General features: G+C 53.7%; 20 protein-coding genes. 18 read left to right on the plus strand and 2 right to left on the minus strand.

Annotated features, from left to right (window positions below):
- Positions 1-86 precede the first annotated feature (86 nt).
- Positions 87-1,046, minus strand: coding sequence for an aldo/keto reductase (locus G1C97_RS04425; RefSeq protein WP_169240731.1), 960 nt, complete (start codon positions 1,044-1,046; stop codon positions 87-89).
- Between the two features lie 278 nt (positions 1,047-1,324).
- On the opposite strand from G1C97_RS04425, the gene G1C97_RS04430 reads away from it, so the two are divergent.
- The 18 genes from G1C97_RS04430 (at position 1,325) to G1C97_RS04515 (ending at position 20,284) form a co-directional block, all read left to right on the plus strand.
- Complete coding sequence (locus G1C97_RS04430; protein ID WP_169240732.1) at positions 1,325-2,020, plus strand: SOS response-associated peptidase; 696 nt, start codon at positions 1,325-1,327, stop codon at positions 2,018-2,020.
- A gap of 328 nt (positions 2,021-2,348) precedes the next feature.
- Positions 2,349-3,200 carry a deoxyribonuclease IV gene (locus G1C97_RS04435; protein WP_169240733.1) on the plus strand — a complete coding sequence of 284 codons (852 nt, stop codon included), beginning with the start codon at positions 2,349-2,351 and terminating at the stop codon, positions 3,198-3,200.
- A 163-nt stretch (positions 3,201-3,363) separates the two neighbouring features.
- A complete protein-coding gene (locus G1C97_RS04440; RefSeq protein ID WP_169240734.1) occupies positions 3,364-5,451 on the plus strand; it encodes a bifunctional indole-3-glycerol phosphate synthase/tryptophan synthase subunit beta in 2,088 nt (695 codons plus the stop codon).
- Positions 5,452-5,484: 33 nt separating this feature from the next.
- Positions 5,485-6,354 (plus strand): tryptophan synthase subunit alpha, encoded by an 870-nt coding sequence (gene trpA, locus G1C97_RS04445; protein ID WP_169240735.1) that lies wholly within the window; start codon positions 5,485-5,487, stop codon positions 6,352-6,354.
- A gap of 85 nt (positions 6,355-6,439) precedes the next feature.
- The gene (lgt, locus tag G1C97_RS04450; protein ID WP_169240736.1) at positions 6,440-7,372 is read left to right on the plus strand and encodes a prolipoprotein diacylglyceryl transferase; all 933 of its coding nucleotides are present in this window, start codon (positions 6,440-6,442) and stop codon (positions 7,370-7,372) included.
- 63 nt (positions 7,373-7,435) lie between these two features.
- Entirely contained in the window at positions 7,436-8,101 is a 666-nt protein-coding gene (rpe, locus tag G1C97_RS04455; RefSeq protein WP_100495721.1) for a ribulose-phosphate 3-epimerase, read from the plus strand.
- Between the two features lie 89 nt (positions 8,102-8,190).
- Positions 8,191-8,454, plus strand: a complete 264-nt coding sequence (locus G1C97_RS04460) for a phosphoribosyl-ATP diphosphatase (protein WP_100495722.1) — start codon at positions 8,191-8,193, stop codon at positions 8,452-8,454.
- A gap of 105 nt (positions 8,455-8,559) precedes the next feature.
- Positions 8,560-9,411, plus strand: a complete 852-nt coding sequence (gene hisG, locus G1C97_RS04465; protein ID WP_100495723.1) for an ATP phosphoribosyltransferase — start codon at positions 8,560-8,562, stop codon at positions 9,409-9,411.
- A gap of 15 nt (positions 9,412-9,426) precedes the next feature.
- Positions 9,427-10,047, plus strand: coding sequence for a CDP-alcohol phosphatidyltransferase family protein (locus G1C97_RS04470; protein ID WP_169240737.1), 621 nt, complete (start codon positions 9,427-9,429; stop codon positions 10,045-10,047).
- On the plus strand, positions 10,037-11,011 hold the full coding sequence (locus G1C97_RS04475) for a DUF881 domain-containing protein (RefSeq protein ID WP_169240895.1): 975 nt from the start codon (positions 10,037-10,039) through the stop codon (positions 11,009-11,011). The genes G1C97_RS04470 and G1C97_RS04475 overlap by 11 nt, the downstream gene beginning before the upstream one ends.
- Positions 11,011-11,343, plus strand: coding sequence for a small basic family protein (locus G1C97_RS04480; protein ID WP_100495726.1), 333 nt, complete (start codon positions 11,011-11,013; stop codon positions 11,341-11,343). Before G1C97_RS04475 ends, G1C97_RS04480 begins: the two co-directional genes overlap by 1 nt.
- 2 nt (positions 11,344-11,345) lie before the next feature.
- Positions 11,346-12,167: a DUF881 domain-containing protein gene (locus tag G1C97_RS04485; RefSeq protein WP_169240738.1), complete on the plus strand. Its 822-nt coding sequence runs from the start codon at positions 11,346-11,348 to the stop codon at positions 12,165-12,167.
- Positions 12,168-12,299: 132 nt separating this feature from the next.
- Positions 12,300-13,826, plus strand: coding sequence for a UTP--glucose-1-phosphate uridylyltransferase (locus G1C97_RS04490; RefSeq protein ID WP_205832523.1), 1,527 nt, complete (start codon positions 12,300-12,302; stop codon positions 13,824-13,826).
- A gap of 134 nt (positions 13,827-13,960) precedes the next feature.
- A complete protein-coding gene (locus G1C97_RS04495; RefSeq protein WP_169240739.1) occupies positions 13,961-15,877 on the plus strand; it encodes a helix-turn-helix transcriptional regulator in 1,917 nt (638 codons plus the stop codon).
- 13 nt (positions 15,878-15,890) lie between these two features.
- The gene (locus G1C97_RS04500) at positions 15,891-16,208 is read left to right on the plus strand and encodes a hypothetical protein (RefSeq protein ID WP_169240740.1); all 318 of its coding nucleotides are present in this window, start codon (positions 15,891-15,893) and stop codon (positions 16,206-16,208) included.
- Between the two features lie 57 nt (positions 16,209-16,265).
- Positions 16,266-18,863 (plus strand): DEAD/DEAH box helicase, encoded by a 2,598-nt coding sequence (locus G1C97_RS04505; RefSeq protein ID WP_169240741.1) that lies wholly within the window; start codon positions 16,266-16,268, stop codon positions 18,861-18,863.
- A gap of 163 nt (positions 18,864-19,026) precedes the next feature.
- Positions 19,027-19,374 carry an RNA polymerase-binding protein RbpA gene (locus G1C97_RS04510; protein WP_169240742.1) on the plus strand — a complete coding sequence of 116 codons (348 nt, stop codon included), beginning with the start codon at positions 19,027-19,029 and terminating at the stop codon, positions 19,372-19,374.
- Between the two features lie 178 nt (positions 19,375-19,552).
- The gene (locus G1C97_RS04515) at positions 19,553-20,284 is read left to right on the plus strand and encodes an HAD hydrolase-like protein (RefSeq protein ID WP_169240743.1); all 732 of its coding nucleotides are present in this window, start codon (positions 19,553-19,555) and stop codon (positions 20,282-20,284) included.
- 171 nt (positions 20,285-20,455) lie between these two features.
- Here G1C97_RS04515 and G1C97_RS04520 read toward each other — a convergent pair whose 3' ends face one another.
- Positions 20,456-20,842, minus strand: coding sequence for a hypothetical protein (locus G1C97_RS04520; protein WP_169240744.1), 387 nt, complete (start codon positions 20,840-20,842; stop codon positions 20,456-20,458).
- Between the last annotated feature and the right edge of the window lie 18 nt (positions 20,843-20,860).

A 20,860-nucleotide genomic window follows, 5' to 3' on the forward strand; every position in this document is an offset into this window, starting at 1 on the left:
CAATGGTTATGCGAGTCTTGCTTGCACATACAAGATGGAAGGCGCAACATTGATGCGCCTTCCATCGTTAACTTGGATGTCAACCGTCACTTGGTGAACGGTTCGGACGCTTGGTCGAGCGCGGCGATCTCGTCATCGGATAGGTCAAGCGACACCGACTGGATCAGCGCCGGCAACTGTTCAGGTGTGCGCGCCGAAGCGATCGGGCCGGCGACCTGCGGACGATGACGCAACCATGCAAGTGCGATTGTCGCAATCGCCACGCCATGCGCCTTGGCCACCTCGGCAAGGGCATCGACCACGGCGAAACCATCGTCGGTCAGATAATCGGCGACCATGCCTTGCCGCGCCTTGCCCTCTGCATCGGCGGCAGAACGATACTTACCGGTCAGGAATCCTGCGGCCAGCGAGAAATATGGGAACACCGCGAGGTTCTCGCGCGCGGCGACCGGCGCGAGTGTGCGCTCATAATTGCCGCGAGTCACGAGATTGTAATGCGGCTCCAATGCGACCGGCAGCGCATATCCATTCTCGTGGGCGATACGGAACCATTCCTCGATACGATCGGCCGTGTAGTTCGACAGACCAATCGCGCGGATCTTGCCAGCCTTGACGAGTTCGTCGAACGCGGCTGCAGTCTCTTCGAGCGGCGTGCTTTTATCATCGAAATGCGCGTAGTACAGGTCGATCACATCGGTGCCCAGTCGCAGTAACGATTCGTTCGCAGCGGCAATCACATTATCGTGTGACAATCCCTTGTATTGCGGGTGCTCACTCACCTTCGTAGCGATGACCACTTTGTCTCGGTTGCCGCGCACAGCCAGCCAGCGGCCGAGCAGAATCTCGGATTCGCCGCCCGCATTGCCCGGTACCCATGCTGAATACACGTCAGCAGTGTCGATGAAGTTACCGCCCGCCTCGACATATGCATCCAGCACTTTACGGCTGGTCTCTTCGTCGCTCGTCCAGCCAAACGTGTTACCACCCAAAACCAGTGGGAACACCTCCAGGTCGCTGTTGCCCACCTTCACACGCTGATCTGTCATGATGCCTTCCTTTCATACCATCTCGTTGCCGCGAATAAGACAACGAGACAATGCACGGTCATACGTAGTATTCGCCCACAGACCGAGCATGGATAGTTCGGCCATGAACCTCATCCATTGTCCCTCGAACAAGAAACAGCGAGCAGAAAGACGTGCCCGATTTCCGCTCCCAGCTGAGAGCCATGATCAAGAGAGAGATGACGCAAACCCTTCGCCGGTCATCCACATCGCATTCCTTGTCCTGACCGTTATGGATCGCCGAATGATATCCTGACGACATGTGCAGATGTTTTGCGGCCGACTTGGACTGGGATGCGATTGCGAATCAGTTCGACGTGGATGAAGATAACACGGATCCAGTCACGCTTCCGCAGCCGTCGTACAACTTTCAGCCCAAACAGACCATAGGCGTCATGGCGCAGGGGAGGGACGGGCGGCGTCATTTGACCGGCGCCTATTGGTCGTTGATTCCACCGTGGAGCGATAGTAAGGATCTGTCATATCCCACATATAATGCACGTATCGAATCAGCATGCACCAAACCTACGTTTGCCGACGCAGCTCAATCCATGCGCGCGATTATCCCCGTTTCTGGATATTACGAATTCCATGGCCATCGTCCGTACTACTTCCACTCGCCGAACGATGCGCCACTGTTCTTGGCTGGCCTGTTCTCTTGGTGGCGGGCGGGCCGTTCCCCATGGTTATTGACTGCGACAATACTCACTTGTCAGGCGGTGGATGGTCCGGCCACGGTTCATAACCGTATGCCTCTGCTGGTGTCTCACGGCATGACCGATGTCTGGCTCGATCGTTCGGTTGATGGCGCGACTCTGATTGCAGACGCGCACAATGACGGTGTCAAGTTGTCCCGACAGCTCGACTTCCATGAAGTCGCCTCATTCGGGCCGACGGATGACGGCCGCACGCTGATCCGACCGCTACCTCGCCTTCAACAAGTGCTCCCATTCTGATACGCCAATCGTCACATGCATATTCGGTTGTGCAGAGTCAAAGAAACAATCACCGTCGGTTACGTTGGTTGTACTGATGCCGTTCCCAGAGAAAGTCAGCTACATCCAGAAGAATCGCAATCACAGCCAGAACAACAAGAAGCAAACTTTTGCCTACGGAAGCGATAAGAAGAAGAACGCAACAAACCAAACTAGCGACTCGCCACCAATTCACAGACATAACTTCATAATACAGCTTCTTTGGCTGCTCAAAGCGGATTCAAATTCCGGTAATGTACGGTTACCGTAGGTATCGATAACCGAATAACTGGGCGAAAGGCGGAACGACATGACAAGGCTACTCATCGGATCTCATTTATCAACATCCGGCGGATGGAAAGCGCTGCTGAAACGATCACACGATGAAGGCGGTTCCGCATTCGCGTTCTTTCCCCGTTCTCCGTATGGCAAACGTTCAAAGGCTCTGGAACCGTCCAAGGCAGCGGAGTTCGGCGCACAGCTCAAGGCCGAAGGATACGGGCCGTTGGTAGTCCATGCGCCCTATGTATACAACCTTGCGAGCAAGGACGAAGCCAAACGCCAGTTCGCTATAGAAGCGCTTGCTGAGGATATAGAACTGCTGACACCGATTCGTGAAGCGGGACAGGAGGCCTACATCAATATTCATCCAGGAGCGCACGTAGGACAAGGCTCCGAAACCGGATGCCGGTTGATCAGTGAGGGACTGAATCAGGTACTGGAGCGAGCGCACGGCATCCCCGTGTTGCTGGAGACTATGGCCGGCAAAGGTACTGAGTGCGGACGCAGTTTCGAAGAGCTTGCCATGATCATGGATGATGTTGACAATACGACAAACGTTGGCGTTACGTTCGATACTTGCCATGTACTGGATGCTGGATACGATATCGTGAACGATTATGACGGAGTAATGCGTCAGTTGGATGAGATTATTGGTTTAAGCAATGTCAAAGCCGTCCATGTCAACGATTCTCAATTCGGACTCGGATCACACAAGGACCGTCACGCCAATATCGGTGAAGGCCACCTCGGCATCCCATTCTTTACTCGGCTGGTCAACGACCCGTATATGGCGCAATTGCCGATGATTCTGGAAACCAAGGAACAGGCGCCTGATACTCATTGTAATGAAATCACGTTGCTGCGATCGCTGGTGGCATAGGAAACAGAACATATTGCCTCGGACGAAGCTCCCATCACCTGCCAAAACCAGTATCTGCATTCGTTCCATTACGGGCAATAGCCCAAAATGTAGGACAGGGCAGACCGGCCGGGCGGACCATGGCTAGAGTGTCGCATGATCGATCACCAACAAAGGGAGGATCATGTCGGTTTTGGACGAACTGGTAGCGGGTGCGCTGGAAGATCAGCAGACCCGCGAGCGTACCGTGTCACTGGAGGAAGTGAGGAAGGCCGCGCTGACGGCCCCGGCTCCCATCGATGCGACGCGATGGCTTAAGCGCACGGACGGCATTCCGGTGATTGCCGAGATCAAGCGCGCCTCCCCGTCCAAGGGCCATCTGTCCGACATTCCGGATCCTGCCGGTTTGGCCCGCGAATACGAGAAGGGCGGCGCAAGCGCTATTTCTGTGCTGACTGAAGGCCGCCGTTTTCTTGGCTCGCTTGACGATTTGGACAAGGTACGCGCAGCCGTGCATATCCCGGTATTGCGCAAGGACTTCATCGTCACCGATTACCAGATCTACGAGGCTCGTGCGCATGGTGCCGATCTGGTGCTGTTGATTGTGGCGGCACTCGATGATGCCGAGCTCAAGCGTCTACTTGATCTTGCGCATGAACTGGGCATGACCGTACTCGTGGAGACCCATACCCGTGAGGAAATCGAACGTGCGCGCAAGGCCGGTGCCCGCGTGATCGGCATCAACGCGCGCAACCTGAAGAACCTGCGCGTGGATGTCAACAAATACAACGAGTTGGCTGCGGACCTGCCCGAGGATGTCATCAAGGTAGCAGAATCCGGTGTGTTCGGCGCAGTTGAAGTTGAGGATTACGCCCGCGCAGGAGCGGACGCGGTGTTGGTCGGCGAAGGCGTGGCCACCGCCGACAATCATGAACTTGCAGTGGAACGACTAGTAAAGGCAGGAGCACAAGTGAAAGCATCCGAAACCACCCCATTGAGCGAGCATCAGGGACCGTACTGGGGACAGTTCGGCGGCCGCTACGTGCCTGAAGCGCTGATTACCGCGCTTGACGAACTGGAACGCGTCTACAACGAAGCCAAGGCCGATCCGGAATTCCATAAGGAATTCATGACCCTGCAGCAGCGTTATGTGGGCCGTCCGAGCCCGCTGACCGAAGCTCCGCGCTTTGCCGAGCTCGTCAAAGACAAGACCGGCCTTGACGCGCGCATCTTCCTGAAGCGCGAGGACCTGAACCATACGGGCGCCCACAAGATCAACAACGCGCTCGGCCAGGCACTGCTCGTTAAGCGCATGGGCAAGACCCGCGTCATCGCCGAAACCGGTGCCGGACAGCACGGCGTGGCCACCGCCACCGTATGCGCCATGCTCGGTCTCAAATGCCGTATCTACATGGGGCAGATCGATGCCCGCCGCCAAGCTCTGAACGTAGCTCGCATGCGTATGCTCGGTGCCGAAGTGGTCGAGGTCACGCTTGGCGACCGCATTCTGAAGGATGCCATCAACGAAGCCCTGCGAGACTGGGTGACCAACGTCAAGGACACCCATTATCTGCTCGGTACGGTCGCCGGCCCGCACCCGTTCCCGGCCATGGTGCGCGACTTCCAGAAGATCATCGGCGAAGAAGCCAAAGAACAGCTCAAGGACTGGTATGGCATTGACCATCCGGACGCGATCTGCGCCTGCGTGGGCGGCGGCTCCAACGCCATCGGCGTGATGAACGCCTTCCTGGACGATGACCGTGTGAACCTGTACGGCTACGAGGCCGGCGGCAAGGGCCCTGAATCCGGCAAGCACGCCATCCGCTTCGCACCAGGCACCGGTCAGCTCGGCATGTTCCAAGGTGCCAAGAGCTACCTGCTGGAAACCGACGAAGGCCAGACCCTCGACACCTACTCCATCTCCGCCGGCCTCGATTACGCATCTGTTGGCCCTGAGCACGCATGGCTCAAGGACATCGGCCGCGTGAACTATTCCTGGGCCACCGACGAGGAGGCCATGAACGCCTTCCGCGACCTGAGCCAGACCGAGGGCATCATTCCCGCCATCGAAAGCTCTCATGCCGTCGCCGGCGCGTACAAGGCCGCCGCAGACCTCAAAGCCAAGGGCTATGACAAGGCCGTGATGATCATCAACATTTCCGGCCGAGGCGACAAGGACATGGCCACCGCCGGCAAGTGGTTCGGCTACCTGACCGACGATCAGGCCAAGGCATTGGAAGTCACCGGAGCACACGGCAACACCGTGGCATGATTCCAAAGAATGCGTAAGTAGGAGAACAACATTATGACCAATACAGCAACCACGCCATCAGGCCAGCCGCTGGGCATCAGCCACAAGCCCAGCCAGACCGAGGCGATGTTCACCAAGTTCAAGGCGCAGAACAAGCCAGCATTTATCGGATACTTGCCATACGGTTTCCCGAATCCCGAAGTAAGCCTTGATGCATTGCGTACCATGGTCGAACATGGTGTTGATGCAGTCGAAATCGGATTGCCGTACTCCGACCCGGTGATGGACGGTCCGGTGATTCAAGCAGCGTCTTCCATCGCTCTTCAGAACGGCGAGACCATCAAGCGTGTGTTTGAAGCTGTCGAGACTGTGGCCAACGCCGGCGGCGTACCGCTGATCATGAGTTACTGGAATCTTATCTACCATTACGGTGTTGAACGCTTCGCTACCGATTTCGAAAATGCCGGAGGCGCAGGCCTTATCACTCCGGACCTCATTCCGGATGAAGCCGGTGAATGGATTGAAGCGTCCGACCGGCATGGACTGGACCGCATTTTCTTGGTCTCGCCGGATTCCGCCGACGAACGCCTTGAAACCGTGGCACGCAATGCGCGCGGTTTCGTCTACGCGGCCGCTCGCATGGGTGTGACCGGTGAGCGTTCAACCATTGATACATCCCCGGAAATGCTTGTGGAACGCACTCGGAAGGCCGGTGCCAAGAATGTATGCGTCGGCATCGGTGTATCCACCGCAGCGCAAGGCGCTCAAGTCGGTTCCTATGCGGACGGTGTGATCGTAGGCTCCGCGCTCGTGCACACTTTGCTTGCAGACGACAATAAGACCGCTCGTGACGCCGCTGAAGGACTCAAGCTATTGGCTGCCAAGGCCGAGGAACTTGCGGAGGGCATCCATAACGCCCGTTAACGGTGCGCCTGCTCCCGTTTCGTGTATGACGCGGTAGGGTAGTGGCGTACATCAACGAGTATGACCACCAGCAATACGAGGCATTATGAATCTGGCTTATATTCCTTCGCCGACCTTCTCCAAATTCCAGGTCGGTCCGTTCACCATCCACATGTACGCCATCTGCATCTTGATCGGCATATGCGTAGCTGTATGGATTCTTACTACACGGTGGAAGCGGTACGGCGGCAATTTCGACCAGATTCTTGACACTACGCTGGTGACCGTGCCCTGTGCGTTAGTAGGCGCACGCCTCTACCACTGCATCACCACGCCGAGTGCCTACTTTCCGCCTACCGGTGAACTGGTGAACATCCTCAAGGTGTGGGAAGGCGGCATGGCCATCTTCGGAGGCATTTCCGTGGGTGCGCTGACCGCCTTCCTATGGTGCCGGCATAGGCATTATCCGTTCGGCATCTTCGCTGATTCCATCGCTCCCGCTTTGCTGGTTGCTCAGGCCATCGGGCGTCTAGGCAACTGGTTCAACCAAGAGCTTTACGGATGGCCTACCAACTTGCCGTGGGGTCTGAAACTCAACGATGCGGACGCTATCGGCAAATCCGAGATCTGTTACAACGGCTCCCAGTGCCCGGACTACACCACCACTTTGTTCCACCCCACTTTCCTGTACGAGATGATCTGGAACCTCATCGGCGCCGCATTGATCGTCTTCCTCGGGCGTAAGCTGGCCGACCGTCTCAAGGCCGGACAACAGTTTGCCATGTACATGATGTGGTACGGACTAGGTCGTACTTGGATAGAAAACGTGCGCATCAACTACTCCACGGTGATTCTGGGTCTGCGAACAAACGTTTGGACAGCCATCATCGTGTTTGTCGCCGGTTGCATCCTCTTCGTGGTGCTCTACCAGTATGGACCGGATGTGGAAGCCCAGACACGCAGACTGCAGGAGGTCACCGCGGACGAACTCGAACGCCAACGCGTCGAAGAAGAAAAGAACAAGCAAAAGAACCGTTAACAATAATGCACAAACCGGGCGGCATACAGTGCAAGTCCGATTTGAAAGATAAGGTAGTAAACCATGAGTATTGCAATTGCCCCCAGCATCCTGTCCGCCGATTTCTGCAACCTTGAGCGTGACCTCAAGGCCATCTCCAATGCTGATCTGGTCCACGTCGATGTGATGGATCATCATTTCGTACCGAACCTGACCCTCGGTGAACCGATCGTGGGTCGAATCTGCCAGGTCACCGACCTGCCCGTGGATGTGCACCTCATGATTGAGGATCCGGACCGTTGGGCTCCCGAATACGCTAAGCTCGGTGCTGCCTCCGTCTCCTTCCACATGGGTGCCACTCATGCCCCAGTGCGTCTCGCCCGCCAGTTGCGTGACATGGGCTGCAAGGCTTGCTTTGCGGTGCGTCCGGCTGAGCCGGTCGAGCCGATTTTCGACATTCTCGACGAATTCGACATGGTTCTTGTCATGACCGTAGAACCCGGCTTCGGTGGTCAGAAGTTCCTCGACAACCAGATGGCCAAGGTCCGTCGCCTGCGTGACGAGATCACCCGCCGCGGCCTCAAGACCCGCATCCAGGTCGATGGCGGCGTGAGTCCCAAGACCGCGCACATCGTGGCCGAGGCAGGTGCCGACGTGCTCGTGGCCGGTTCCGCTGTCTATGGTGCCGAAAGCCCTGCTCAGGCCATCGATGACATTCGTGCCAAGGCCGAGGCCGCTTACAAGGACTGAGTCGTTGCGGCATAAGCGTGGTCATCGTTTAACCGGCCACGCACTTATACAAGTGCAAACCCATATACGATCCCAAGGAAACATAAACAATGAAGACGTTTGAATCCCTGTTTGCTGAACTGAGCGAGAAAGCCCAGACCCGTCCCGAAGGCTCTCTGACTGTTGACGAACTCGACAAGGGGACCCACTTCATCGGCAAGAAGATCGTTGAAGAAGCCTCCGAAACTTGGATGGCCGCCGAATATGAAGGCGCTGATCGCACCGCAGAGGAAATGAGCCAGCTTATCTACCACGTGCAGGTCATGATGATCAAGCATGGCTTGACCCTTGAGGACGTATACAAGCACCTGTGAGCACTGTCAGTGGGCGAGGTCTGAGGCACTCTGTTCTCGCCCGCTATAATCATCACACCAATCAATCGCGCTGAACCAGACTCCCGTCAGGGGAGAGGAGCACTCATGCTGAGAATCGCTGTACCAAACAAGGGCATGCTTTCCGAGCCCGCATGGAACATGCTGGCTGAAGCCGGTTACCGCTTGCGCACCAATCCGCGCCAGCTCGTCGTCCAGGATCCGGACAACGACATCGAGCTGTTCTATTTGCGTCCGCTTGATATTGCCGTATATGTGGGACGCGGAGCCATTGACGTTGGCATCACTGGCGAGGATTTGCTGAAGAACTCCGGTACGGAAGCCATCGAGCACCTGCCGTTGGGCTTTGGTGCCTCCACCTTCCGCTTCGCCGCCCCGAACGAATCCCCGATCTCCAAGCTTGAGGATATTCAAGGCAAGCGCGTGGCTACCACATTCGACAAACTCGTCCACGACTACCTCGTAGAGCACGGCGTCGAAGCCGAGACCATCCATTTGGACGGCGCGGTTGAATCCTCCGTGCAGCTCGGTGTAGCCGATCTCATCGCCGACGTGGTCTCCACTGGAACCACCCTGCGCAACGCCGGCCTGCGAGTGTTCGGCGAACCGCTCATGCACTCTGAGGCATGCCTGATTCGTTCGCCTCGTATTGATGAACACGATCCTCGTCTTGCGGTACTGTCTCGTCGCTTGCGTGGCGTGCTTACCGCTCATCAGTATGTGCTCATGGATTACGATATTCCGGTGAGTAAGGTGGCAGCTGCCGTGGCGGTGACTCCTGGTTTTGAGAGTCCAACCATCTCTCCGTTGCATGACAAGCAGTGGAATGCGGTACGCGTCATGGTGCCGAAGGCGAAAGTCAATCAGCTTATGGATGACTTGTACGAAGTTGGCGCTCGGGGCATCATCGTCACTGCCCTTCAGGCATCACGTATGTAGGCAGCGGCTCTGCGCATGACCAATCAGCAGAATATGAACACGCGCTATAGTCCGGAAGCACGTGACATCTATTTCACCGTGCCGAATCTCATCAGTGCGTTTCGCATTATTTCGATACCATTCATTACGGTGTTGATCTCACGGCATGAGATGCTTGCTTCCCTGATTCTGATTGCTGTTTCTTCGGCTTCGGACGGGTTGGACGGCATTATCGCGCGTAAGTTCAATCAGGTGAGCAAGATTGGTCAGATTCTTGATCCAATCGCTGACCGCTTACTGATTTTCTGCTCGATTCTCGCGCTCGGTATAGCCGGTATCATTCCTTGGTGGATGCTGATTGTGGTCGGCTTAAGGGACCTGTGGATGGCTATTCAAGTACTCTGGCTGGCACAGTATGGATACGGGCCTTTGCCTGTCCATTTCGTTGGAAAAACAGGAACCGCGCTGCTTATGATGTCCATTGTGGGCCTCATTTTTGCGGATCTTGGTCGTACCACGTTCTTCCATACGTTGTACCTCGCTGCGCTTGCCGCGGGTATCTGGGGCATTGCCATGTACTGGCTTGCCGGATACATCTATACCCGTCAGGGCGTCGGTCTGCTTCGCAAGGAACTGGGTGAGCGATATGGTGCCTGATACGTCGGCTCCGGTTTCATTCCCCGTGCCGAAGGAGAATGAACCGGTACGCCGTCGGTCCGTGTTCTCTCGATCATTCCGCGGCGCGGATTCACACCATGCGCTTGCTCCCGATGACGCTTCTGCTATTCGAAGCCGTAGAAGACGTAAAACGAGCGACGACTCACTCAGACTCATCGACGATTTGGTGAATCGTCCGATGGATCCAATGTTCTCCGACTCTCGATTGGTTCATGAACATCATTCAGTGATTGTCACATGGTTGAATCGCGTGATTGTCTTCATCATCTGTGTCGGGGTGGGATTCGCTGGCTCCCTGTTCGTGCAACAGCTCCAGTCTGATCCGCGCAAACAGGTTAGACAAACATTGGCGAGTCAGCTGGAAAACCGGAATTCCCAGATTGATGACTTGACTACGCAAGTGAATGATTTACGCAGTCAAGTCGATGAACAGTCGAAGAGGATATCCGGCAGTGTGAAGAGCGATGTACTGCGACGCGATGAGTTGGTCAATGGCACAGTAGCGGTCGCTGGAGAAGGAATAACGATGAGTCTGGCGGATCCCATCGCCGCAAGTCAGTCGGGAACTTCCTCCAATCGTGTGGGTACGACCAGTAGTATTCGTGTCGTCACCGATCTCGATTTGCAGCTATTGGTATCGCTGATGTTCCAAAATGGTGCTGAAGCCATTTCGATCAATGGAAACAGGCTTGGTGCACAAACCTCCATTCGCAAAGCCGGAGGTCATATTCTTATTGGTATGAGTGCCGTGGAGAGTCCTTATTCCATCGAGGCCATCGGGAATAAAAACACGCTTGCACAAGCTATGAATGAAGAACATTTGCCAAACCTCTACGCATCGTTCAAAGCGGCAGGTATTTATCCGCAGGTAAGTAAATCCAATTCGATTACACTTAAGGCAGCGGTTACTAGCGAAATACAATATGCGGAAAGGAACGAGTAATGGCAGCCGTTCTAGGTCTGATTATCGGCGTGGTTGTCGGTGTGTTCGTCAAACCAGACATTCCCATTGTTGTGCAGCCGTATCTTCCTATTATGGTGGTTGCAGCTCTTGACGCCTTACTGGGTGCTGCCAGAGCCTACTTCGAGCGCAGCTTCTCCGATCGCGTATTCGTGATTTCGTTCTTTGCCAATGTATTGACCGCGACTCTATTGGTATTTCTCGGCAATCAGCTTGGTGTCGGCTCTCAGCTGCAGACGGCTGTCATCGTTGTGTTGGGCATACGTATCTTCTCCAACGTGTCCGCCATCAGACGTTTCATCTTCCGGAGCTGACGATGAAGCGAACAAAGCAGTCGAACACTTTACTCGATAAGATGCGCGATCAGCATGCGCAAGACAAAGTCAACGATCGGATGGAAACCGGCTCCTTCCCGACGGTACGTAAAAAGCCCAAAAAACGTCTGGACCGTGGATCGACTCGTTCCCGACTGATTTCTTCCGTGTTGGTCTCTCTGATGTGCGCACTGCTGGGATTTGCCTACATGAGTCAAATCAACAACACCAAATCAACATACGAGACCATGGACGAAAGCGAACTCGTCCGTTTGCTCAATGAATCAAATACACAGATTTCCAATCTCGAACAACGCAAAAACCAGCTGAGCAGTCAGCTGGAATCGCTGAGATCCGCGGCCGACGAGCAAGAACAGGCCGAAAAAATCGCAAAACAGAATGAGGAAACCAGCGGATTAATCTCTGGCAGACTGCCGGCAAAGGGCAAAGGGGTCACCATTAAGGTGGACCGAGGTACCACGAAAGTGGATGCTTCGATCATGTTCAATCTCATCGAAGAGTTGCGTAACGCCGGAGCCGAGGTCATCGCGATCAACAATGTCCGAGTCGTTGCATCCACTTATATTCAAGATGCTGAAGACGGGCTAATTGCGGATGGCGTCTCCATCACACCGACATATGTCGTCAAAGCGATTGGCAACCCTCAAGAGCTTTCCAATGCAGTAGACATCGCTGGCGGTGTGGGTGCCCAGCTGCAGGTCAAATACGGCGCGAACGTCGATGTGGAATCCTCAGACAATGTCGTTATCGATGAAGTTCGAGATGCCGCACAGAATCAATATGCAAAGCCCGTCGAACAATAATCGCGTTTGCGAAACGACAGACGTTGCCGTTGCCTTCACTGATATTTCACTATTGAACACGGATATTGTTGTCTTTGATCGCGATAAAAAGCGCTAGACTAGTGCATTGTCGTTATACGAAAGGGAACTGAATTGACCGAACTGAACAATGAAGCCCAGCTCAATGCCGTTGCCGCCGGCGATACGGCGCTGGATGCGGAAGCGCTTGCCGAACGGCAGAAGTTCGAGGCTGAAAATGAGGTGTTTCAGCATTCCGCGCAGAAAATGCGTGATCACGGTATGAGCGAAACCGCAATCAACCAGTTCCATCATCTCTATGACGTGTGGCGTCATGAAGAAGCTTCCAGCTGGATTCGCGAAGAGGATATCGAGCCTCTCGAACGAGTGCCTAGCTTCCATGATGTATATGAGACCATTAATCACGACAAGGCGGTCGATGCGTTCGCCAAAACCGCGTTCCTGAAGCTCAACGGCGGTCTCGGTACCTCGATGGGACTTGATTGCGCCAAATCACTGTTGCCGGTGCGTAGGCATAAGGCCAAGCAGATGCGGTTTATCGACATCATCATCGGTCAGGTGCTCACCACACGGACCAGACTTAATGTTGAGCTCCCGCTTACCTTCATGAATTCGTTCCGTACCTCTGCGGACACGATGAAGGTGTTGAAGCATCATCGCAAGTTCGAACAACATGATGTACCGATGGAAATCATCCAGCATCAAGAGCCAAAACTGGTAGCGGCTACCGGCGAACCGGTCAGCTTCCCCGAAAATCCGGATCTCGAATGGTGTCCGCCCGGGCACGGTGATCTGTTCTCCACCATCTGGGAGTCGGGATTACTGGATACATTGCAGGAGCACGGGTTCGAATATCTCTTCATCTCTAACTCCGACAACCTCGGAGCAAGACCTTCACGTACCTTGGCCCAGCACTTCGAGAATACCGGCGCACCGTTTATGGCTGAGGTTGCAATCCGCACCAAAGCGGATCGCAAGGGCGGCCATATCGTGCGTGACAAAGTTACCGGTCGTCTGATGCTTCGTGAAATGAGTCAGGTGCATCCGGATGACAAACAAGCGGCTCAGGATATCCAGAAGCATCCGTATTTCAATACGAATTCGATCTGGATCCGTATCGACGCGCTTAAGGCAAAGCTCGCGGAATACGATGGCGTCCTGCCTCTTCCGGTAATTCGCAACAAGAAGACCGTCGATCCCACCAATCCGGATACTGAAGAAGTAATCCAGCTGGAAACTGCCATGGGGGCTGCTATCGGACTGTTCAACGGTGCCATTTGCGTGCAGGTGGATCGTATGCGATTCCTGCCAGTCAAGACCACGAATGACCTGTTTATCATGCGTTCCGATCGATTCCATCTCACCGATTCGTACGAAATGGAAGACGGCAACTACATTTTCCCGAACGTGGAACTCGACGCCCGATACTACAAGAACATTCATGATTTCGATGAACGATTCCCTTATGCGGTTCCTTCCTTAGCCGCGGCCAATTCGGTATCTATCCAAGGTGATTGGACATTCGGCCGCGATGTGATCATGTTTGCCGATGCAAAATTGGAGGATAAAGGCGAGCCCAGTTATGTGCCAAATGGCGAATATGTTGGTCCTCAGGGCATTGAGCCGGATGATTGGGTGTGATCTGCTACGCCACGCGGAAAAACAAAAAACATACAAATTTCGCGAAATGACACGCAACTGCAAAAAAAGCCTCTAATATAGAGAGGTGGGACAACCCACACCTATAACGAAACTTTAACTATACGTGAGGACTAATGGCAGAGGGCACAAGCGGACGTCGGCGTTTTTCCGACAAATGGGGCAAGCACGAGCTAGACGTATTGGCTGTGCTGTCATCCGCGTTCCCGCAATGGCTCACTTCCCGCCAAATTGCGCAACGTGTGAAGGCATACGCGGATTCGTATGGAGAGCTAGCAGATCAAGCCGCCAAGGCGGCATTTGCCAAGCAATTCCAGCGTGATCGTGCCAAGTTGGCGGCTATGGGCATCGCCATCGAATCGCGGCAACCTGAATATTCTTCTAAATCGGAAGGGCAGGACTTTGCGTCCTATCGTCTTCAGCTTGGCGATGAACCGCGCATCCGTCTGATGTTCGAACCGGAGGATATGCCGGTACTTGCGGCAGCCAATTATCTGGCTCGTTCTATGTCCATCTCCTCGGAGCCGGATCAGTCTCGTTTGACTCAACACGCCTCGCGCACCACACCACGCGTGCCTCAGACCCCGATTCCCGGCCTTGGACTTGATTCCATCGCTCCAGGACTGGGCACACAGCATATTCCTGATACGTTGGTCAAGGTCATCGATTCACGGCGGTTCGCCGCCACCATTGATGTGGATGGTGAACACTTGAACGTGGCGTATGCCGATTCCGATGATTTGGCCATGTACGTGTTGGAACATCCCGGTGCAACCATAGTCAGCCCGCAGGAAGCTGTTGACGCTTATCATCGTCGTCTTCATGCCGCATCTCTGTTTGCGCTGGCAGATGAATCTGCCGGGCAGATCAGCGCTTCTGTTGTATCGCCTTCCATCAGTCGCGATGTCAGTGAACCGGGTGATCCTGAATCCATCAAGGCTCAGAATAAGAAAAATGGTTCTGCGTTCCAGACGGGAAGCGAAGTCGATAGACGCTTACGTTTGATGCTTTTCCTGTCCGCTCATTTGGGTGAAGAGTTCTCCATGAATGAGTTGGCTGAGCGGTTCATCGGCAAAGCCAAGAACGATGATGAGATGAAGAAATTCGTCAACATCATCCATAAGGACATCAATACATTGACCACGGTGTCTGACGATGGCGAGATGGCCGGTAGCCAGTTCTTCGATATCGATTGGCCTCTGTTGGATGCCGAGGGAATCGTTTCAGCCACCAATTCGTTGGGGTTGGAACGACTGGCTGGAATTTCGCCGCAGTATCTCAGCATGCTGACCGCTTCCGTCAGCTACTTGGCGCATTCTCCGTTACTTCCAGACAAGCAACGTGGTCAAGCTGAATCATTGTACGAGCGTCTGCGCAAGCATGTCAGCCCCGGACAAACTCCATGGCTGAGTCTTACCGGGTATGAGTTGGAGCCCCGCAGTTTTTCCAAAGTCAAGCGCGCCATCAATACCGACGCCTTGTTGGATATGGAATACACTGATGGCACAGGACGCACCAGGCGCAGACTAGTGGCTCCGGCGAAGATCTTTATCGATGAGGGTGTGTACTACGCCGCAATGTATACCGATGTCGGCGCGGCGGCACCCAAAGACAAGAAGGCGTTTGTTTCTAAAGACAAAACTATAGACAAGGCCAACGGTAAGCCACGAATCTGGCAGGTGCTGCGTCTGGCCCGTATCGAGAAGGCAGAGCTGGTCAAGCCCACCAAGCAGCTTGATATTCCGAATATGCCGGTCAGTGAGTTGCGCAAATGGAGCTTTGACAACGGCACCGAAGCGGTGTTCATCACCGATCAGCGGGATTTGTCGTTCACCAAAACCCTTCCCGGCGCAACCATTGAGCCGTATGGGGAGGGGGAGAAGGTTCATCTGACCGTTTCCTCCGATTCTTGGTTTGTAGCGTTCTGCATCGCTCATGCACGGCATATTGCTGCAGTGGCTCCAGAAACGCTTCGCACGATGATTATTGCCCGAGCCGAACGTGAGCTGAGCATCAGCGACGACAGCAAGTAAGGAAGAAACACTTATGCCGTGGTGGATATGGTTGATTCTTGCCTTGTTCATGCTGACGATGATTATCGGCGGATTCGTTTATGCGGGTATACATGGAGCTCATTCGCTGAAAGATATAGCTCATACGGGAGAACGTGTAGGGGAACGCATCTCCGCTATGACAGAGAGCAAATCATCTGACGAGAGTCATGAAGTACCTCTATTCGTTCAGCCACTGATCGTTGCGCAAGAGCGATATTCGGATGCACATGCACAAGTACTTCGTCGCAAAGCCGACAAGCGGAATCGTCACGTCCAAGCATGGAATCGCTGGAAACGTTTTAACAACTAACCATTTTTGGTTGTGCGATATGGATATTGCACAACCGGCATGAGGCGGAAAGGCATCATGGTACGTCACCATCACAGCAAGGAAGACTCACAATCACATAACCTCAGTCCTTCGCAACGATATGCCACTTTCCGCAAAGTACAACGGCAACGTATGTCGGTGGCGGCTCGTTTCGCCGCTACTCTGCCGTTCGAACTCGATGATTTCCAGACCGAGGCCAATGAGGCGTTAGAAGCCGACAGCAATGTACTGGTGGCCGCGCCTACCGGTGCCGGCAAAACCGTCGTAGCGGATTTTGCCATCTTTCTAGCACAAGAGCGTAACGTCAAAGCGTTCTACACCACTCCCATCAAGGCGTTAAGCAATCAAAAATACCATGATCTCGTGGAAGTCTATGGTTCGGATCGCGTGGGTTTACTGACCGGCGACACATCCATCAATTCCGAAGCGGACATTGTGGTCATGACCACTGAGGTCTTGCGTAACATGCTTTATGAGCGTTCTTCAACACTGAACGCATTACGCTATGTGATTCTGGATGAAGTGCATTATCTCGCGGATAGGTTCCGCGGCCCCGTATGGGAAGAAGTAATCATCCACCTGCCGAAATCCGTGAAGATCGTAGGCCTGTCTGCGACGGTATCCAATGTAGAGGATTTCTCTAATTGGATCTCCTCAGTACGAGGAGACACCAAGCTGGTAATCAGCGAACACCGTCCCGTGCCACTGGAACAACACGTAATGGTACAAGCGGATGAGCATACTGAGCCCGAAGTGTTTGATTTATATCGCAGAGATGCTCAAGGGCACCAGACGCTTAAGCTTAATTCCGAGTTGATCAACCGGCTTGATCAACTCGATCGGAAAGCGGCAAGACGACGCGGCGAAGAAAGGCCGGATAAAAAACGCGCAGGTCGTTCAGGACGAGGAAAGGGCAAAGAGGGACGCACTGGCCATATGCCACAGCCCGAACGCCACACACCTCGCCGATGGGCTGTGGTGGATGAGCTGAATTTTCTTGACATGCTGCCCGGAATCTACTTCATCTTCTCTCGCAATGGTTGCGATCAGGCCGTGGAACAATGCATTAATGCCGGGCTTGAACTGACAACCGATCAGGAAGCGATAAGAATTCGTCGCATCGTAGATGAGATGGTGGACGGCCAACTGGCACAAGAAGACTTGAAAGCGCTTCAGTTTTCAAAGTTTCGCTTCGCGTTGGAGGAGGGTTTCGCTTCTCACCATGCAGGCATGATTGCCTTGTTCCGTCAAATTGTCGAGCGCCTGTTCGAGGAGGGGCTCGTCAAAATGGTGTTTGCTACCGAAACACTGGCTCTGGGCATCAATATGCCCGCTCGATGCGTTGTAGTTGAAAAACTTGAGAAATTTGATGGTACCGGGCATGTGAGTCTGACTCCCGGTGAATTCACCCAGCTGACCGGTCGTGCGGGACGTCGTGGCATTGATACCATCGGTCATGCCATCGTCGTCGATCATCATGGTTTTGTGCCGGCTACTGCCGCAGCTTTGTCTTCCAAGCGTGTATATCCATTACACTCGAGTTTCCGCCCCACCTTCAATATGGCAGTGAACCTGCTGAACTCCAGTGATTACGAAACCGCTCGCGTAACATTGGATCAGTCATTCGCTCAGTGGGAAGCCAACGAGTCCGCCTGGCAGCTGGAATCCCAAATCACAACATTGAAAACTGCGCTGGACGGCTATGAGCGGGCATTCCAGTGCAGTCATGGTGATTTCCGTGAATTCATGACTATTCGTATGGAGTTAAGCTCCATCGAAAAAGATGGACGTCGCAGCCTTAAACGAGAGATGTTCTTGACCGATAAGGAACGTTCCGCAGCTTTTGCCGCACTCGATCAACGAATTCGACAGTTACGTCAGAAAGAGCAGCAACATCCATGCCGTAACTGTCCTGATTTGCAGCAGCATCTCAAATGGGGACATCGTTGGGCGCGTGAGAAACGTGAGTTGGAACGTGTTCAGAACCGTTATGATTCACGCACTGGCTCCGTGGCTCGCCAGTTCGATCTTATCTGCGATATCCTTGCCCGTCTCGGTTACCTTGATGTGGAGAGCCATGCAAACGGCAAGGTCGACATGACTCTGACAGATAAAGGCCATCTGTTACGTCGTATCTATAGCGAACATGATTTGGAACTTTGCGAAGCGTTACTCGCCGGCATATTCAATAACCTTGACGACAGGGGACTGGCCGCCGTGCTTTCCTCACTGGTCTATGAGGCAAGACGCGGCACAGGCGGCGAACCAAGACACTATCCCGGTGGCATTACCGGCAAAATCGCTATCGCCTCATCTAAACTCCAAAACATTTGTGCGGATATCAATACGATGTGCGAAGATCACGGACTGGAGGAGTTGCAGCAACCAGATTGCGGTCTCCTTGATGTGATGTACGAATGGGCGGACGGTTCGTCTCTCGCCGCATGTCTCTACGGCACAGACATGACCGGAGGCGACTTCGTGCGTACCGCTAAACGGTTATCGGATGTGCTGCAGCAGATCGCGGTTGCTGGACCGTTACCTGTAGATGGGGGAGATGCGCTAGCAGATACCGCGCGCCACGCTGCCGATGCCGTTAATCGCGGTATTGTGGCGTATTCCGGCGTGGAGTAAGAATTCACGGGATTCTCATAAGATGTGACGTCAAATGACGTATCGTCAAGTAAGTATCAGGAAAGAATAAAATAGTTCAGTTCAGGTGAAACCGGAATATCGATCTCGTCCGAACTGTTACGTACAGTAATACGGTTACATGTGATTCAAGGAGGATGCCGATATGGCAGAACGCAGCCTGAGGGGTATGAGCATCGGCGCGAAGTCGTTGGAGTCCGACGACAATGTTGATTTCGCTGCACGAAATGATGTAGCGTATGTGTGCCCGAAGGGTCATCGTACAATTCTGCCGTTTGCAGAGGGTGCTGAAGTACCAGACGAGTGGGAGTGCCGCTGCGGTTCCGTGGCTCATCGCGAAGGCGACGGCGACCGTGAGGGCGACGAAATCAGCAAACCGACCCGTACGCATTGGGATATGTTGCTTGAACGTCGTAGCGAAGAGGAGCTTGCCACTCTTCTGGAAAAGCGTTTGCAGATGCATCGCGATGGGTGGATTCCCGACTACGAGTGATACTCGTACAGTGCGGTAATACATTCTAAATGAACAACACGTGAACTATATGCCCAGTCATGACGGCTGGGCATAATCATTGCTGGTATGTAGCGCGTTGCGATTGAGCCCATCGGCCAGTAATCGGATGGTTTGCACGTGCACCAAGTACAAGATGAATGACAGGGGAGAAGACCTCATGGCACAACACCCGAGAAAAGTGGTCCTGCTGGATCTCGATGGCACACTGACCAAGTCTGATGGAGGCATCATCGCATCCGTCGTGAAGACGTTTGAGGCTCTTGGCCGTCCTGTGCCGGACGACGCCGAGTTGCATCGTTTCATCGGGCCTGCGATCATCGAATCCTTGCAACGTAACCATGTGCCAGAGGCTGAGCTGGATCGTGCTGTAGACATCTACCGCAGCTATTACGCCGATAAAGCCGTATTCGACGATCCAAATGAACCTGGTAACAAAGTGCCTGGCCGTTTGGTAAATGTAGTGTTTCCGGGAATTCGTGAGCAACTGCTTAAGCTACGCGCGGATGGTTATTATCTGGCACTGGCCAGCTGCAAGCCGGAGTATCAATGTGTACCGATCTGCGAGCATTTCCATCTCACCGAGCTATTGGATGGAATATATGGCGCGTCTAAAGACAACACCCGGCTCGACAAGGATCAAGTGATCCGTTATTGTTTCGACAAGATCGGTTTTGATGGTGACGCCGGTGACCGTGCCGTGATGATCGGCGATCGTTACACGGATATTGACGGTGCTCGCGCTTGTGGTCTCGACACTATCGGTTGTCGTTGGGGTTATGCTCCAGCCGGTGAGATGGAAGAACACGGTGTCTACGAAATCATTGAGACCACCGACCAACTTGAAGACGCGGTTAACCGATATTTCCAACACACTGATTCTGCCGACTGATCTCGCTGTCTTCAAGCAGTGACGTTGCTGTTACCACCGAGGGGAGCGAGATCAACGAGTGATGAGAATGTCAGATTGAATTGTGCAGGAGTGAATCCTCTGGTGCCTTTTTATCGTCACTCTATCCAATCTGACATAACGTACATTATCGGCTATTTAGAAAAACTCCACTTATCGTTTGCCGATTGCAGATTTCAATCGTTGATCCATCTCAGATTCCATAGCATGGCGTGCCTGAAAGTACATGGTTACGATTTCCGCCAATACCAGAATCGAGATAATGATGGCCCCAAAGATACCGACACGTTCATACCAATTGCGGAATATACTATCAAGGTCATCGGCAATCAGCATATAAACCGGAAAAGGCAATAACGCCATAATAAATGACATAACATGCAGTCTGACCATGGTCCAGCTGACCATATGTACATAGGATCTGCGGGAACGAGACTTCAGCAATTGGCCGCGATGTACTGTCACAACAATAATAAATATTGCTAAAACAGCAGCGGAAAGCCATAATACGAAAGGTAAAAGATTGTTGACGTTAAACATAGAACGTGTTTTATCCGA

The sequence above is a fragment of the Bifidobacterium olomucense genome, from assembly GCF_012932375.1.
Classification (GTDB): Bacteria; Actinomycetota; Actinomycetes; order Actinomycetales; family Bifidobacteriaceae; genus Bifidobacterium; species Bifidobacterium olomucense.

Bases quoted from the DNA above. Each gene is read 5' to 3' on its own strand.
- G1C97_RS04425 (WP_169240731.1), bottom strand. From the start codon at position 1,046: ATGACAGATCAGCGTGTGAAGGTGGGCAACAGCGACCTGGAGGTGTTC.
- G1C97_RS04430 (WP_169240732.1), top strand. From the start codon at position 1,325: ATGTGCAGATGTTTTGCGGCCGACTTGGACTGGGATGCGATTGCGAAT.
- G1C97_RS04435 (WP_169240733.1), top strand. From the start codon at position 2,349: ATGACAAGGCTACTCATCGGATCTCATTTATCAACATCCGGCGGATGG.
- G1C97_RS04440 (WP_169240734.1), top strand. From the start codon at position 3,364: ATGTCGGTTTTGGACGAACTGGTAGCGGGTGCGCTGGAAGATCAGCAG.
- trpA (WP_169240735.1), top strand. From the start codon at position 5,485: ATGACCAATACAGCAACCACGCCATCAGGCCAGCCGCTGGGCATCAGC.
- lgt (WP_169240736.1), top strand. From the start codon at position 6,440: ATGAATCTGGCTTATATTCCTTCGCCGACCTTCTCCAAATTCCAGGTC.
- rpe (WP_100495721.1), top strand. From the start codon at position 7,436: ATGAGTATTGCAATTGCCCCCAGCATCCTGTCCGCCGATTTCTGCAAC.
- G1C97_RS04460 (WP_100495722.1), top strand. From the start codon at position 8,191: ATGAAGACGTTTGAATCCCTGTTTGCTGAACTGAGCGAGAAAGCCCAG.
- hisG (WP_100495723.1), top strand. From the start codon at position 8,560: ATGCTGAGAATCGCTGTACCAAACAAGGGCATGCTTTCCGAGCCCGCA.
- G1C97_RS04470 (WP_169240737.1), top strand. From the start codon at position 9,427: ATGACCAATCAGCAGAATATGAACACGCGCTATAGTCCGGAAGCACGT.
- G1C97_RS04475 (WP_169240895.1), top strand. From the start codon at position 10,037: ATGGTGCCTGATACGTCGGCTCCGGTTTCATTCCCCGTGCCGAAGGAG.
- G1C97_RS04480 (WP_100495726.1), top strand. From the start codon at position 11,011: ATGGCAGCCGTTCTAGGTCTGATTATCGGCGTGGTTGTCGGTGTGTTC.
- G1C97_RS04485 (WP_169240738.1), top strand. From the start codon at position 11,346: ATGAAGCGAACAAAGCAGTCGAACACTTTACTCGATAAGATGCGCGAT.
- G1C97_RS04495 (WP_169240739.1), top strand. From the start codon at position 13,961: ATGGCAGAGGGCACAAGCGGACGTCGGCGTTTTTCCGACAAATGGGGC.
- G1C97_RS04500 (WP_169240740.1), top strand. From the start codon at position 15,891: ATGCCGTGGTGGATATGGTTGATTCTTGCCTTGTTCATGCTGACGATG.
- G1C97_RS04505 (WP_169240741.1), top strand. From the start codon at position 16,266: ATGGTACGTCACCATCACAGCAAGGAAGACTCACAATCACATAACCTC.
- G1C97_RS04510 (WP_169240742.1), top strand. From the start codon at position 19,027: ATGGCAGAACGCAGCCTGAGGGGTATGAGCATCGGCGCGAAGTCGTTG.
- G1C97_RS04515 (WP_169240743.1), top strand. From the start codon at position 19,553: ATGGCACAACACCCGAGAAAAGTGGTCCTGCTGGATCTCGATGGCACA.
- G1C97_RS04520 (WP_169240744.1), bottom strand. From the start codon at position 20,842: ATGTTTAACGTCAACAATCTTTTACCTTTCGTATTATGGCTTTCCGCT.